A 13,447-nucleotide genomic window follows, 5' to 3' on the forward strand; every position below is an offset into this window, starting at 1 on the left:
GACCCATCACGTTTACTTTGATTCTTCTTGGCCTAACTTGGCCGCTTCCTGGTTAGCCACGACCACGTCACCCGGCCATTCGCCGTCCACGCCGCGAACCCGCTGGGACGCCTCTTCACCTTTGCCAGTAATCAGCACGATATCATCGGCGGCACTGTCGGCAATCGCCGCTCGAATCGCAGCACGCCGGTCTAAAACCTTCCGCACCGTGACCCGCTCGTGATCAATCTGCTCGTCAATTTGGTCGATAATGGCCGCCGGGTCCTCAAACTCTGGGTCGTCAGTCGTCAGGTAAACATCCGTCGCCTGTTCATTAAGCGCCCGGGCAAAGTCGCCACGTAACTCGACACCTTTGCCACCTGGAGCACCTAACACAACGCGCAGGTGGGGTGCCGCGTACGCACGGTGCATAAACGATAGCAACGTGTGCAGGCTAGTGTAGCTGTGCGCGTCGTCGATAAACACGTGTCCGTGGTGCGGCACCACGACGGATTCCATCCGGCCCGGTACCGCCACGTTTGCGATCCCCGCCGCGGCTTTGGTAGCATCCGTCCCCATCAGCCCCGCACCAATGATTGCAGCACTAGCGTTGCTGACGTTAAAGTCGCCCACTAGGCCGAGCTGGTACTGACCACCAATGTTCAGCTCCACGGCCTTATCGGTCACCGGTACCAGCCGAAACTTACTGATTTCCAGGTCTGTTTCGATTGGCTCATAGCGAAAATCGATCGGCAGGTCCGGGTTGGTCGGCTTGAAGTCGGTGCTAGCAAGTAGGTAAATGCTGTCCGCATACGTGGTCGTCCGTGCCGCCGCGTACACTGCGTCAAAGTGCTCCGTCTCGGCGTTAATAACGACCTGCCGCGAGTTCACCAGCACCTGCACCTTGTTGTGCAGGTAGTTTTCAAAGTTAGGGTGCTCGTTCGGCCCAATGTGGTTTGGCGTAATGTTGAGGAAGAAACCCACATCGTAAGTCAGGCCAAAGACACGGTTGCGCAGGTACGCCTGGCTGGAGACCTCCATGACAAGGTGGGTCATGCCGTTATTGACGGCTTCACGCATATCGTGGAACAAGTCCATACTTTCGGGCGTGGACAGGTCGGACTTAAACCGCTGGTCGGGGTTCGGCCCCACAATCCGTTCAATCGTTGAAAACAACGCCACGTGGTGCGGATGTGCGGCCTCCAGAATGCCGCGCGTAAAGTAGGCCGATGTGGTTTTACCCTTCGTCCCGGTGTAGGCGATCACCTCGAGGTCGTCCTGCGGAAAGTCGTAGAACGCTGCGCTCAGGATCGCCATTGCTTTGGTAATGTTGACCACAATCAGGGCGTTCAGCCCGTTACCTTCGACGTACGGCTTTTCCGCCACGTAGGTTGTGGCCCCGCTGTCCTTGGCCATCGACAGGTAGATAGGGCGGAATTTATCCCCCTTGCAAAAGAACAGGGTCGGTCCCTCCACTTTACGTGAATCATAGGATATGCCCGTCATTTCGACGTTTACATCACTTTGAACCGCACTACTCTTTAACAAGTGGTGTTCCTTTAATAGCAAAATACATGCCGTTAGTGAAATTGCCATAGTCTTCTCCTATCTATTCAAGACAAGTTTGTCTAGATTATAGCATACCCGGGGTGAGCCGCGCCGCGACAAGTTTGACAACGTATTCACCATTGGGGGCCTCGACGGTGCACTGATCACCCACGTGGTGGTGCAGAATCGCCCGTCCTAACGGCGATACACTCGTTAAATTATTCGGTGCAAAGTCGGCTTCGGCCGGACCCACCAAGTGATAAGTTTCACTTTCGTCATCATCGTCAAAGAGTAGCTCCACGGTTTTACCCAGGGTGGCCTCGTCATCATCGACGGGCTTCACGACCTGCCCGTAACGTGTCTGTTTATCCATGTAGCGCATCTGGCTTTCAAGGTGGCGCAGTTCACGCTTCGATTCCGTGTACTCCGCGTTCTCGGACCGGTCCCCCAGGGCGGCCGCAGCGGCCACCCGTTTGATTAATGCGGGCCGTTCCTGCTTTAAGCGTTCAATTTCCGTGCGTAAATGTTGCATTCCGTTCGGCGTAATGTCGAAGTACTCCATTGTGCATCTACCTTTCCGTCTTTCAGTACGTCGATTGTGCAACAAGGCCGGACCGGTGGCAAGTCTTTGCTAGCAAATCTTAATGTTCGCCCGTGAGCAACGGCTGCGGTTGCCGGACATAGCAAAAGGCCCCGGATTGCCGGGGCCTTACTATTAGAACAGGTTACTGAAAAATTCACCGATACCGCGGAACAAGAGCCGGAAGAAGCCAGCCTTTGCGTCTGCCGTCTTGGTCGTGACGGCGACCTTGCTACCAGCGCCATCCACGTAGCCCAAGTTGTCGCCCTTGACCTTCACGTCCAGGGTGCCTGCCGTTGCGCCACGCTTGACTGGTGCCGCCAACTTCTTGCTTGTGTACGTCTTGGTGATGTTTGCACTGGTCGTCCCCGTCGGTACCACCGTCTTCAGGGTGCGGCTCGCCGCGATGGCTACCGTCTTGCTCTTACCCTTGGTGACCGTCGCGGTCTTGTGGCCCTTAACCGTACCACCCTTCTTGACCAACGTAGCCGTCTGCCAGTTGTGCACCACGTAGCTCATTAACTTAGCCGTCTGCACGAACCGCTTCGTCGTGCCGGAACCGTTAGCGTGCAGGACCACCGTAATCATCCGCATACCGTTGATCTTGACGGTACCAGTGAAGCAATCGCCAGCCTCATCGCTCGTCCCAGTCTTCAAACCATCGACCTTGAGCTTGGAGTAACTAGCAATCAGTCCGGGTAGCATCCAATCCCAGTTGTCCATTTCCGTGGCGTCCTTGGTGCCCTTACGGAACGTCATCTTAGTAATACTCGTTGTCTTGAGGACATCCGGGTAATCCTTGAGCAAGTTACGAGCCAAAATGGCCATATCCTTAGCGCTCATCTTGTTTTCCGCATTCTTACCGGTACCAGGGACCATGTTGCTACCGAGGTCACTGTTGTTCAAACCATTGGCGTTAACGATCGTGGCGTCCTTGATGCCCCATGACTGCAATTTGTTGTTCATCATCTGGACAAACTTCGTCTGGTTGCCGGCCACCGCGTCGCCGAGTAACATTGCCGCCGCATCCGCGGAGTAAATCAACGTTGCTTGGTACAATTCCTTGACCGTGTACGTGGTGTCCGTCCGCATTGGAACGTTAGACAAGCTCCGGTTCTGGCTCAACGCCGCAAGGGCCTTGCTGGGTCTGATGGTGTCCGTCCACTTAATTTTGCCCTGCTTGATGGCCTCACGTACCAAGTAGATCGTCAGCAACTTCGACATGGACGCTACTGGCAGCGCTTGGTTTGCGTTCTTAGCGTACATAATCTTGCCGCTATCGGCGTCAATGGCAATGGCAGCCGACGCGTTAATATTGGCATCCGTGGCGGCGTGGGCCGTCGCTACTGGAACCGCAACACTAGCAACGGTGATTGCGGCTAACAGCGCCACAACCACTTTGAACAATTTCTTCATCGTAATAAGTCTCCATCTTCCATACCAACATTTTTGAGTTCACGCAACGTGCTTATGTATTCCGCACCCACGAGTGCGGTGTCACCACGACTAATTCGTGGCGCTCTGGTTACTGGTACCCGCTGGTAAACCCTGCTTTCCATTATGGGCCAACTGCTCACCAATACGCAACGGCAAATGGATCACAAAACTCGTCAATTTTGGACTTGATTCCGCGTAAATGTACCCGCCGTGGAGGGTAATGAAACTCTGTGCAATCGCCAAGCCAAGGCCAGAGCCACCCGTTTCCTGGGACCGACTTTCCTCAACCCGGTAGAACCGATCAAATAACTGGCTCAACGAATCGTTCGGAATCTCCGCCCCGTCGTTAGAAACGTGAATGATGACTTCCTTGCCGATCTTCTCGCTGTTAAGGTAAATATGCCGCGCCCCCTTGCCGTACTTCAGGGCGTTCACGATCAGGTTATTAAAGACCCGTCCCAACTTGTCGGTATCAGCCTCCATCATCAGCGGCTTCGGGTCACTATCCACCACAAACTCGATGCCGCGCTTTTCGGCTTCCAGTTCAAAGCTGGCGGCGAGCTGATCCAGCATCGCGGCCATATCGAAGCGCTGTGCGTTCATCTTGGTGGTCGTCTGCCGGGCCTTGGTGTACTCAAAGAGGTCCTCAACCAACACCTTCATCTGTTTGGACTTCAGGTAGGCCGTGTGGACGTACTTTTGCATGTCCTCCTCCGAGTGGTACTGTTTGTCCTCAATCAGCCCCAGGTAGCCAATGATGGACGTCAGCGGCGTGCGGATGTCGTGGCTGACGTTCGTAATCAGTTCGTCTTTGCTGGCCTCGATTCGCCGTTCTTCGTTCATGGATTCCACCGTGGATTCCACCAACGCGTTGATGCTATCAACCACGCGCTGCAGGTCGGAGTTCACGGCCAGGTGGATACGATGGTCAAGGTGACCATCGGCGATGTAATGCAGCTCGCTGATGACGTGGCGCATCTGCATCTGGTGGTAGCGCCGAATGAGCCGCCAATATACGATGACCGCATCGATCACACCCATCATGCCGATGAAGATGTTTTCCCAACTCCACAGGTGCCAACTGTGCTCGGGGCCAAACGCCAGGGTACTCTTGATGGTAAAGATTGCCTCCTGCCACTGCGGGCTGCTAGCAATCATCTGGTTGAGCATCACCACGATGGCAAAGTTCAGCAGTAGGAGCAGGATGATCGTGACGACACCCTCAACTAGTAATTCAGATTTCTCCTTCGCGGTGAGGCGGATTTTTTCGCCCATATTACCTCTCCCTTACCCAAAGGGGGCATGGCCAACCACCGGGCGCCAATACGCCACACGTACTGTCCCCGAGGACGACCATCCCCCCAACGTACTTATTTAGCCTTCGACTTTGTAGCCTACGCCCCAAACAGTCTCGATGACTTTCTCGCCACCAGTGGCTTCCTCAATCTTGTCGCGCAGGTGGGAAACGTGCACCATGACTGTCTTAGCCGACACGATGGATTCCTGCTGCCAAACGCGCTCAAAAATTTCGTCCGCAGAAAAGACACGGTTGGGGTGACTAGCTAGCAGGTAAAGGATCCCGAACTCCAAAGCGGTCAGCTGAATCTGCTTCCCGGTCAAGGTCACGACTTCATGGCTATCCTTATTGATTTTAAGGGGCCCCACTTCCAGGGTATCTGGCGTCGTATTCTGCACCTGGCCCTCACTCCGCCGTAGAAGACTCTTGACGCGCGCCATAACTTCCAGCGGGTTGAACGGCTTAGTAACGTAGTCGTCGGCACCGGTGATCAGGCCCTGGATCTTGTCCATGTCGGCAGTCTTGGCGGACACGATGATAATGGGGATCTGATTATCTTTACGAACTTCCTTGACCACTTCGATACCAGACATATTAGGCATCATGATGTCGAGAATCATCAGGGCAGTATCGGGATTGGTCGCTAATTTAGTAATGGCCTCTTTACCACTGTAGGCAGCAATAGGCTCGTAGCCTTCATTAGTGGCGTAAATGCTGAGTAACTGGACGATTTCTTTATCATCGTCAACGATCAGAATTTTCATAATTAGGCTCCTTATCGAAACACTTTTATAGTTTGATTCTAGCAGAATGGTTTATTAATACTACGCAACGGAGGGAGCTTAGGAGAAGTTTATAAGTGCGAGAGCGTAGCACACTAGATTAGCAGCCATAGCGTGAGGTGCTTCACCCATGATGGCTCGTACTTTGCCATTATGGGTGAAGTGACTCATGTGGCAGGCTGCTGGTTCGCGGAGCTCGTTTAGTGCGCGAGCGTAGCGCACCGGGTTAACAAGGCACTCTGACTAAAAGACCCGGGTTTGGCCATTTAGCCACCAAGAACCAAAGCGGGGCCCGCACCCGGCGGCCCCCGCTGACGGTCACGCACCGTCTACACCTTTGCTTTAACTAATAAACCGTCGCGATTCGCCCGTCCTTGTAGACATAGAACAGGTGGAGCATCTTCGTGTTGCCCTTCGCGTAGCCACCAACCTGGTAGGCCACCCGCTCGTACGCGGTCGTTTTCCCCGCATACTTAAACGTGTCAATATCGGACGACTTTTCATCCGGGTGTTTCTTAAAGTACCGCTGGACGATGGCGACTGCCGTCTGTTTACTGCCGCGATTCAAGTTCTGGCTACTACTTGAGCGCTTAGCGACCTGCTTACGGCTACGGCGCGTCTTAGACTTGTGGCTACTTTGCTTGGTCTGACTACTGTGGCTAACCTTGCTACTAACACGCTTGCTACTGGTCGCCTTGCTGCTCGAACGGGACACGCGCTGCAGACTAGCTGCCTGTGACTGGCTATTGGCGCGGTCGGCTTTGCGCGCCGCCAACGCCTGCTCTGCACCGATCCCCCAATGTGGAAGGACGCGATCGTAAGCTAATACCAGGACTAACACCAACAGCAGGGTCACCAGCACTTTGCGGGTAAAAATCACGATGTTTCGCGTACCAAAGCGGCGGATGCGGTCACTGTGGCTATTAGCCGCGCGCATGTATTCGTGGTAAAAGCGAAAAAGTACCCAGACCATCAGGACCACGATGATAATTTCGCGAAACAACATGTTATGGAAGAAAAAGTTGAATAACCAGATCCACATACCGCTAGCCCTCCGCTCGTTTGTGCTTACCCGCCTATTATAGCAAAAACAGCCCCCAGTCACTGGACCAATTGCTATCCACGCCCTTGCGGACAATAAAAAACGGGACCGTGACAATATTTCATGCCACAATCCCGTGATGATTAGTTTAATTTACTTAACGCTGTAGTTAGGAGCTTCCTTGGTAATTTGCACGTCATGTGGGTGACTTTCACGCAGACCCGCATTCGAAATCTGCATAAACTGCGCGTTGTCGTTCAGGTGCTTAATGTCGGGTGCACCAACATAGCCCATCCCCGAACGGAGGCCACCAACCATCTGGAACAAGACGTCGCCAGCTGAACCCTTGTAGGCAACCCGGCCCTCAATACCTTCCGGCACGAGTTTGTTGGCTTCATTAACGCCAGACTGGAAGTACCGGTCGGATGAGCCGTGGGCCATTTCCATAGCACCCAGGCTACCCATCCCCCGGTAAGTCTTGTAACGACGGCCATTAAAGAATTCCATCTGGCCAGGAGCTTCGTCGGTCCCTGCCAACATCGAACCCAGCATCACGGCGTTACCGCCGGCAGCCAGGGCCTTAACGATGTCACCAGAGTACTTGATCCCACCATCGGCAATGATGGTCTTACCAACTTTGCGGGCCACACTAGCAGAGTCGTACACGGCGGTCAACTGCGGTACGCCAACACCGGCCACGATCCGGGTTGTGCAAATCGAACCTGGTCCGATGCCGACCTTGACCACGTCTACACCCGCGTCGTAAAGCGCCTGGGTAGCTTCGGCCGTGGCCACGTTCCCGGCGATCAATGTCACCTTGGGGAAGTGCTCGCGGATTTCTGCAATCTTGCGTAGCACGCCAGCGGAGTGACCGTGGGCCGTATCAATGACGATGGCGTCCGCACCGGCATCGAGGAGAGCTTGGGCACGTTCAAAGGTGTCACTAGTGACCCCTACTGCCGCAGCGACCAACAGGCGACCCTGAGCGTCGACAGCGGCGTTCGGAAACTGGGTGACCTGACGCAAGTCCTTGATGGTGATCAGACCAGCCAGCTCACCGTTGGCGTCAACCAACGGCAACTTTTCAATTTTGTGTTCCTGGAAAATGGCTTCCGCCTGTTCCAAAGTTGTGCCCACCGGAGCGGTGACCACGTCTTTGGTCATAACTTCAGCGATCGGTACGTTGCGGTCAGCGACGTAACGGAGGTCCCGGTTGGTCAAGATGCCGACCAAGTGGTGGTCATCCTTCCCAGCGACGATCGGTACCCCGCTGATGTGCTCTGCATCCATAGTAGCCGCGGCTTCTGCGACGGTCTGGTCAGCCGTAGCGGTGAATGGCTTGCCCACAACACCATTAACGGCGCGCTTCACGATGGCAACTTCTTCAGCCTGCGCCTCGATGGACATGTTCTTGTGGATGACCCCAAGACCACCCTGACGGGCCATCGCGATGGCCATGGCACTTTCCGTAACTGTGTCCATCCCCGCACTGATAATTGGGATGTGCAAGTGGAGATTGTCCGCGAGGTCCACGGATAAGTCGACTTCATTCGGGAGCACATGGCTCTCTGCTGGTATTAGCAAGACATCATCAAACGTAAACCCACGCCGTTCAAACTTGGTATCCCAATTAGTCAATTTATTAACCTACCTTTTTTAGAATTGTAGTGAGTTTAGCACCTTCGGGCGGACTTGGCAATTATTAGCGTTATTTACGGGGATAAAGCCGAACATTAGCGAGTTATGGCAGGAGTTTAATCGCTTTGTTACTTAAGTCGACAACAATTTCCTGACTGCAAGCTTCACGTTTCTACCCGTATTCTTCACAACCAAATCATCGTAATGCGGCGCCCCAACCAATGCGTGTCACCGCCAACGTGTACTGGTCAGGCTTGACCGCCCGCTGGTTCATGGCCCGGACAAAATGGGACTTAAAATCTGCCTCCTTCATTCGGGTATTGACGTACCAAGTATCCCCGTTCACGACGCCAGTGCTTGCCAGTGCGTGTACTACTGCATAACCAGCATGTTGGTATACCTGGTGGGCTGTGTCCCTATCAGGAAACGTGACTGTCCACGTCGTTGGTGGAATTAATTTGTTCCACAAACTGCTCATCGCAATTACCTCACTTGAATAAATTTTTCCGGCTCAATTCACAAAAAGGCGCGACATCAACGTCGCGCCAAAGGGGTGATTGTAACCGAATCCTACATCGTATCAGCTAAAGCTTTGAACCACAGCGCGCTCTTCTTCACGTGCCGTTCCTGCGTATCAAAGTCTACGTAGAATAAACCGTAGCGCTTGTTGTAACCGTTGGCCCAGGAGAACTGATCCTGCAACGACCAGACAAAGTAACCTTGAACGTTAACGCCCTCAGCCCGTGCTTTCAAAACGGCCGCCATATGCTGGTCAATAAAATCAATGCGTTTATCATCCTGCATGATTTCTTCACCATGGTACTGTTCTTTCAAGCCCAGGCCATTCTCGGTAATCATGATCATGTGACTGTTAGGATATTCCCGAGCCACACGCTTCAAAACATCGTACAGGCCCTCTGGATAAATATTCCAATCCCAGTCCGTGGTTGGCACACCTGGCTTTTGTACCATTTGCCCAACACCGTGGAAGCTAAACGACGTTGTTCCTTTCTCACCGGTCCCATTAAACTGGTTACCACTAGGACCATCATAGGCCTGCATAAATGCGGACTGGTAGTAGTTCATGCCGAAGTAATCATTTTGCGTCGATGCCTCCTTCAAGATGTCCATATCACCATCCTGAATGTCTAGGTGTGCATCGTTCTTCTGCAAAATTTCGTTGATCAACGACATCGTCTCTGGGGTGTATTCACCTAAGAACGTACCGTCCAACAGGAAGCGATTGATGAACGCATCATACAAAGCCGCAGCGTGCTTGTCGGCTGCACTATCAGTGATCGGGTAAATTGGCTGCAAGACATGAATCAGGCCAATACGCCCATCGAGATTAAGCGACTTGTACAGGTTAACTACTCGCGCGTGAGCCAGCAATTCGTTATGCTCCGCCTGAATGGCGCTTGTCACGTCAAAGTGGTGGTTAGGCGGGAAGTTACCAGCAATATACTGGGATAGTGCCAACGAAATCAGTTCATTGATTGTGAACCAGTTCTTAACCTCCGTGAATTCCTTGAAGCAGAACTCCGCGTACTGAACAAAGTAATCAATGTTCTTACGGTTCAACCAGTCGCCATCATCAAACAACGTCTTCGGAGAATCAAAGTGGTGCAGTGATACATAAGGCGTTAACCCGTGATCAAGACACTCCTTAAATAACTTATGGTAGTACTCGACCCCGGCCTGGTTTGGCTCACCATACCCTTTGGGAAAAATACGCGTCCACGCGATGGAAACCCGAATCGCATTCAAGCCATATTTCTGTGCCAGCTTAATGTCTGTCGGGTACCGGTGGTAGAAATCACTAGCCGGATCGGGTGCAAAACGTCCTTGCGCCTTTAGGTAGTCATCCCACATCGTTTTGCCCTTGCTATCGGCTGTGGTGGCACCCTCAACTTGATAAGCAGCCGTGGCACCACCCCAGATAAAGCCGTGGTGTAGACTAGTCACTCGATTTAACAAATCAGACATGATTAATTATTCCTCCTTATTAAGCAGTCGCTGGTGAATTTGGTGTATCTGAGCCGTCATCGTTACCGCGTAGTTTGTTGATAATAAAGTCGAGGGCTTTGTCCGCGTGCCGCGTTAGGTCAATGTACTGCTTACCAGTAGTCGTAATCATCTTAACGTTAGATGCATCAGCTTCAGCCTTCAGTGAATCACGCATCGCGTCCATTTGTGGAGCCAAAACTACGACATCCATGTCGGGAAGCAAATCACCATGTGCACCGTAAGCTGCCGCAGCAGCTTCGACCGGTAAATTGTCTTCCTTCGCCATCTTGTTCAGCGAGTTGGCCAAAATACCACTAGTACCACCACCGGCACAAATAACCATGATGTTCAGGTTCTTACCGTCCTTAGTCATACTCAGCGGAATTTCGCCGCTATCAATTTCAACTGGTGTAGCTTCAGTAGCCGGAGCGGTGCCATCAGCAGCAGCCGCAGCTTCTTCAGCAACCTTTTGCGCATCGTAAACCTTGAAGAATGGGTAGTAACATGCAAAGTCTAGTACCAAAATCAACACAATGAACAGTAATGACAACATCGCGAACCCGGTACCCATGAAGATACCAATTGGACCAGGCGTCGTCCAAGGCAGGTTGTAGATGAAGGCATTCATACCTAAAACATCAACGAAGATCTTGAACAGCCATACATTCAAAATTGGTGTGATGATAAATGGCAGGAAGAAAATTGGGTTCAGAATTAGCGGGGCACCAAACAGAATTGGTTCGTTAACCCCGAACGAAACAGGAATCGCCCCGGCACGCCCGACCGCCTTTAGTTCCTTGGACTTAGACATCAAGGCGAACATGTAGGTGATAACCAACGTTGCACCAGTACCACCGATCGTGGCGATAAAGTATTGCGTACCTTGTGCCAGAATGTTGGTTGCGTGTGCGCCGGCCTGGAATGCGTGCAGGTTGGCTTCAACGTTGGTCAGGTAAATAGCCGTAACCGCTGGTTCAACAATGGATGGACCTTGAATACCGATGAACCAGAAGAAGGCCATCGCGCCGTAAACAATTGCCAGACCTAGGTAACCATCGGCCGCCGTAAACAGTGGTGATAGTACCTGGATGATCCATGCAGCCAGGTTGGTGTGCGTAAGTGTCCGGAAAACAACATCAAACAACCAGAAGAACGTCGTGGCAAACGCAAACGGAATGATGTTAGTGAAAGCGGACGAAATGTTTTGTGGGACTTGTTCAGGCAACTTGATGGTGATGTGGTGCTTGAAGCAGACGTAGTAGATGTTTGGTACGATAAATGCTACCAGGAAGGCACAAATCAAACCCTTAGTGCCCATGTAGGCCGTGTCAAAGTAAGCACCAGTCTTAGTGGTGAAGGGATCAACGGCGACCAGCAGGAAGCTGATTTGGGCCCCAAACATAACCGCAGCTTCAGGCATTTGGTCCACCTTTGGTAACCGTACGTTCTTGCTACGAGTTAATGCCCGCGCAACGTTAGCGGCTGCCATCAGTGATAGCACACCCATCGAGAAGTTATAGACTTTATTTAGTGAATCACTCACCGCCGTAGGCCAGTAGAATCCCCAGATATTTGGCACGTCGGCTACCAGAATAAAGATACTTGAAAAGATAATGATTGGCATTAACGAGATAAACCCATCACGGACCGCCTGCAAATAAATGTTGGCAGACAGTTTCTTGAAGAACGGTTGGGCTTTCTCGATCTGTTTAACAATCCAGTTCATAACGAAACCCCCTAGGTTCAAACGAGTGGATTAAACGTGTTCTTTGAGACCGAGTTTCTGTTCAATTTTGGCAAGACGTTCATATTCATCAATGAAGTAGGTAACCTCATCCTTCAGCATCATTGTGGTCATCAAAGTATCCTGACCGTGAACCATGATGAAGGTAACATCAAGATCCTCACCACCAGCCTCTTTACTGAGCAACTTAGTCTGCTCATTATGGGCATCGTTGATGGAGGATTCCGAATCCTTAACAAATTCACGTGCCTTATCAAAGTCACCTGCGCGGGCGCTATCTAGTGCGTGCAGCAACGCCGTTTTGGCATCACCTGCATACGCAACAATTGCAAAACCAGTCATTGAAATTTCTTCTTTTGTTGCCATATCAATCACTCCTTACAAAATTTTTGTGGCTTTTCCCCAAGCAATCTCTGGATGTGAATAATGAAATACAGACGCTCATTATTGCTAATACCGGCAAATAGTTCTGCCCTAATCCGGTTAAATATTTCCACACCAATTGCATAAGATTGGGGATACATTCGCTGGTAATCCTCTTCTACTTCGGGCGCTAGTTGCGTCTGGTCAGTTTCTAGGTGCCTAATGCGATCAACCAGATACTGAAGGTGAATCATGAATCGGTCATAGTAATTACCATTCTTCGCCGAGCGGTAAATGTTGTGATGATTCAGTACATCTAACACGATGTTGTTCACGGCTTCAGTGGTATCCCTTCCAGCGTCACTAGTATCGTCATCAGCAGTGGCAGCGTTAACGTCACCTGAAGCATTAATGAAATGTAACGCCAAGCTGCGTACCTCTGACTCAGGAAAATTAACCTTCAAGTTACGCTGAATGATATCCAACGCGACGTCAGCCACCGCGTACTCGTGTGGGTAATGCTGCCGCAGGTCCGGAACCATAGTTTCTTTGTAAGTTCCCGCCTGCATACGCGTGTAAGCACCTAAAATGTGGTCGCTAAGAGTGATGTAGATATAATCAAGAATCCGAACATGAAACCTGCTTCTTGCCATGTCGATAATTTCATACGTCGTCGTCACTACATCAATGGGAATATCTTTGAGTAAGAGAAATAAATTTTCACGAGCAGTTGCAGTGTTGAGATAAAAAATCTTTTCCACCCGGTCGGCCGAAACCGGATCACCCTTCCGCTTGTTAAAAGCCACACCTTTCCCCCTCACAATGGCTTCCCGATGATCATCAATGTTAACTAAGGCAGCATTGTGATTTAACACTTGGGCTATGCGTAGCATTTTTCTCATCTCCGTTCAAAAAAATGACAATAAAAAATGACCACAAACCGAGCGCTCATGCGCCTTTGGTTCGTGATCATGCCTGACTTAACAGTAACACTCACTAATATTCCTATCGACAACATTAGTGTAGCGCT

At 51.5% G+C, this 13,447-nt stretch carries 12 protein-coding genes; all 12 read right to left on the minus strand.

Features of this window, described 5'->3' with window-relative positions; all coding sequences use genetic code 11:
- Nucleotides 1-12 precede the first annotated feature (12 nt).
- Nucleotides 13-1,575, minus strand: a complete 1,563-nt coding sequence (locus FD19_RS05430; RefSeq protein ID WP_056969311.1) for a UDP-N-acetylmuramoyl-L-alanyl-D-glutamate--2,6-diaminopimelate ligase — start codon at nucleotides 1,573-1,575, stop codon at nucleotides 13-15.
- A 37-nt stretch (nucleotides 1,576-1,612) separates the two neighbouring features.
- On the minus strand, nucleotides 1,613-2,089 hold the full coding sequence (gene greA, locus FD19_RS05435; protein ID WP_054750254.1) for a transcription elongation factor GreA: 477 nt from the start codon (nucleotides 2,087-2,089) through the stop codon (nucleotides 1,613-1,615).
- A 153-nt stretch (nucleotides 2,090-2,242) separates the two neighbouring features.
- Nucleotides 2,243-3,523: a D-alanyl-D-alanine carboxypeptidase family protein gene (locus FD19_RS05440; RefSeq protein WP_054750255.1), complete on the minus strand. Its 1,281-nt coding sequence runs from the start codon at nucleotides 3,521-3,523 to the stop codon at nucleotides 2,243-2,245.
- 90 nt (nucleotides 3,524-3,613) lie between these two features.
- A complete protein-coding gene (locus tag FD19_RS05445; protein ID WP_476737426.1) occupies nucleotides 3,614-4,807 on the minus strand; it encodes a sensor histidine kinase in 1,194 nt (397 codons plus the stop codon).
- Nucleotides 4,808-4,918: 111 nt separating this feature from the next.
- A complete protein-coding gene (gene croR, locus FD19_RS05450; protein ID WP_056969313.1) occupies nucleotides 4,919-5,605 on the minus strand; it encodes a response regulator transcription factor CroR in 687 nt (228 codons plus the stop codon).
- A 364-nt stretch (nucleotides 5,606-5,969) separates the two neighbouring features.
- On the minus strand, nucleotides 5,970-6,665 hold the full coding sequence (locus tag FD19_RS05455) for a hypothetical protein (protein ID WP_054750257.1): 696 nt from the start codon (nucleotides 6,663-6,665) through the stop codon (nucleotides 5,970-5,972).
- A 153-nt stretch (nucleotides 6,666-6,818) separates the two neighbouring features.
- Nucleotides 6,819-8,303, minus strand: coding sequence for an IMP dehydrogenase (guaB, locus tag FD19_RS05460; RefSeq protein ID WP_054750259.1), 1,485 nt, complete (start codon nucleotides 8,301-8,303; stop codon nucleotides 6,819-6,821).
- 196 nt (nucleotides 8,304-8,499) lie between these two features.
- Nucleotides 8,500-8,781 (minus strand): hypothetical protein, encoded by a 282-nt coding sequence (locus tag FD19_RS05465; RefSeq protein WP_054750260.1) that lies wholly within the window; start codon nucleotides 8,779-8,781, stop codon nucleotides 8,500-8,502.
- Between the two features lie 92 nt (nucleotides 8,782-8,873).
- The gene (lacG, locus tag FD19_RS05470) at nucleotides 8,874-10,289 is read right to left on the minus strand and encodes a 6-phospho-beta-galactosidase (protein ID WP_054750262.1); all 1,416 of its coding nucleotides are present in this window, start codon (nucleotides 10,287-10,289) and stop codon (nucleotides 8,874-8,876) included.
- Nucleotides 10,290-10,308: 19 nt separating this feature from the next.
- Entirely contained in the window at nucleotides 10,309-12,036 is a 1,728-nt protein-coding gene (locus FD19_RS05475) for a PTS lactose transporter subunit IIBC (RefSeq protein ID WP_054750264.1), read from the minus strand.
- Nucleotides 12,037-12,066: 30 nt separating this feature from the next.
- The gene (locus FD19_RS05480) at nucleotides 12,067-12,420 is read right to left on the minus strand and encodes a PTS lactose/cellobiose transporter subunit IIA (protein ID WP_054750266.1); all 354 of its coding nucleotides are present in this window, start codon (nucleotides 12,418-12,420) and stop codon (nucleotides 12,067-12,069) included.
- Nucleotides 12,421-12,425: 5 nt separating this feature from the next.
- The gene (locus FD19_RS05485; RefSeq protein ID WP_056969314.1) at nucleotides 12,426-13,310 is read right to left on the minus strand and encodes a PRD domain-containing protein; all 885 of its coding nucleotides are present in this window, start codon (nucleotides 13,308-13,310) and stop codon (nucleotides 12,426-12,428) included.
- Nucleotides 13,311-13,447: the final 137 nt, after the last annotated feature.

The organism is Lacticaseibacillus thailandensis DSM 22698 = JCM 13996, from assembly GCF_001436135.1.
Classification (GTDB): domain Bacteria; phylum Bacillota; class Bacilli; order Lactobacillales; family Lactobacillaceae; genus Lacticaseibacillus; species Lacticaseibacillus thailandensis.

Excerpts from the sequence above, each read along its gene's own strand:
- FD19_RS05430 (WP_056969311.1), bottom strand. The coding sequence starts at position 1,575 with ATGGCAATTTCACTAACGGCATGTATTTTGCTATTAAAGGAACACCAC.
- greA (WP_054750254.1), bottom strand. The coding sequence starts at position 2,089 with ATGGAGTACTTCGACATTACGCCGAACGGAATGCAACATTTACGCACG.
- FD19_RS05440 (WP_054750255.1), bottom strand. The coding sequence starts at position 3,523 with ATGAAGAAATTGTTCAAAGTGGTTGTGGCGCTGTTAGCCGCAATCACC.
- croR (WP_056969313.1), bottom strand. The coding sequence starts at position 5,605 with ATGAAAATTCTGATCGTTGACGATGATAAAGAAATCGTCCAGTTACTC.
- FD19_RS05455 (WP_054750257.1), bottom strand. The coding sequence starts at position 6,665 with ATGTGGATCTGGTTATTCAACTTTTTCTTCCATAACATGTTGTTTCGC.
- FD19_RS05465 (WP_054750260.1), bottom strand. The coding sequence starts at position 8,781 with ATGAGCAGTTTGTGGAACAAATTAATTCCACCAACGACGTGGACAGTC.
- lacG (WP_054750262.1), bottom strand. The coding sequence starts at position 10,289 with ATGTCTGATTTGTTAAATCGAGTGACTAGTCTACACCACGGCTTTATC.
- FD19_RS05475 (WP_054750264.1), bottom strand. The coding sequence starts at position 12,036 with ATGAACTGGATTGTTAAACAGATCGAGAAAGCCCAACCGTTCTTCAAG.
- FD19_RS05480 (WP_054750266.1), bottom strand. The coding sequence starts at position 12,420 with ATGGCAACAAAAGAAGAAATTTCAATGACTGGTTTTGCAATTGTTGCG.
- FD19_RS05485 (WP_056969314.1), bottom strand. The coding sequence starts at position 13,310 with ATGCTACGCATAGCCCAAGTGTTAAATCACAATGCTGCCTTAGTTAAC.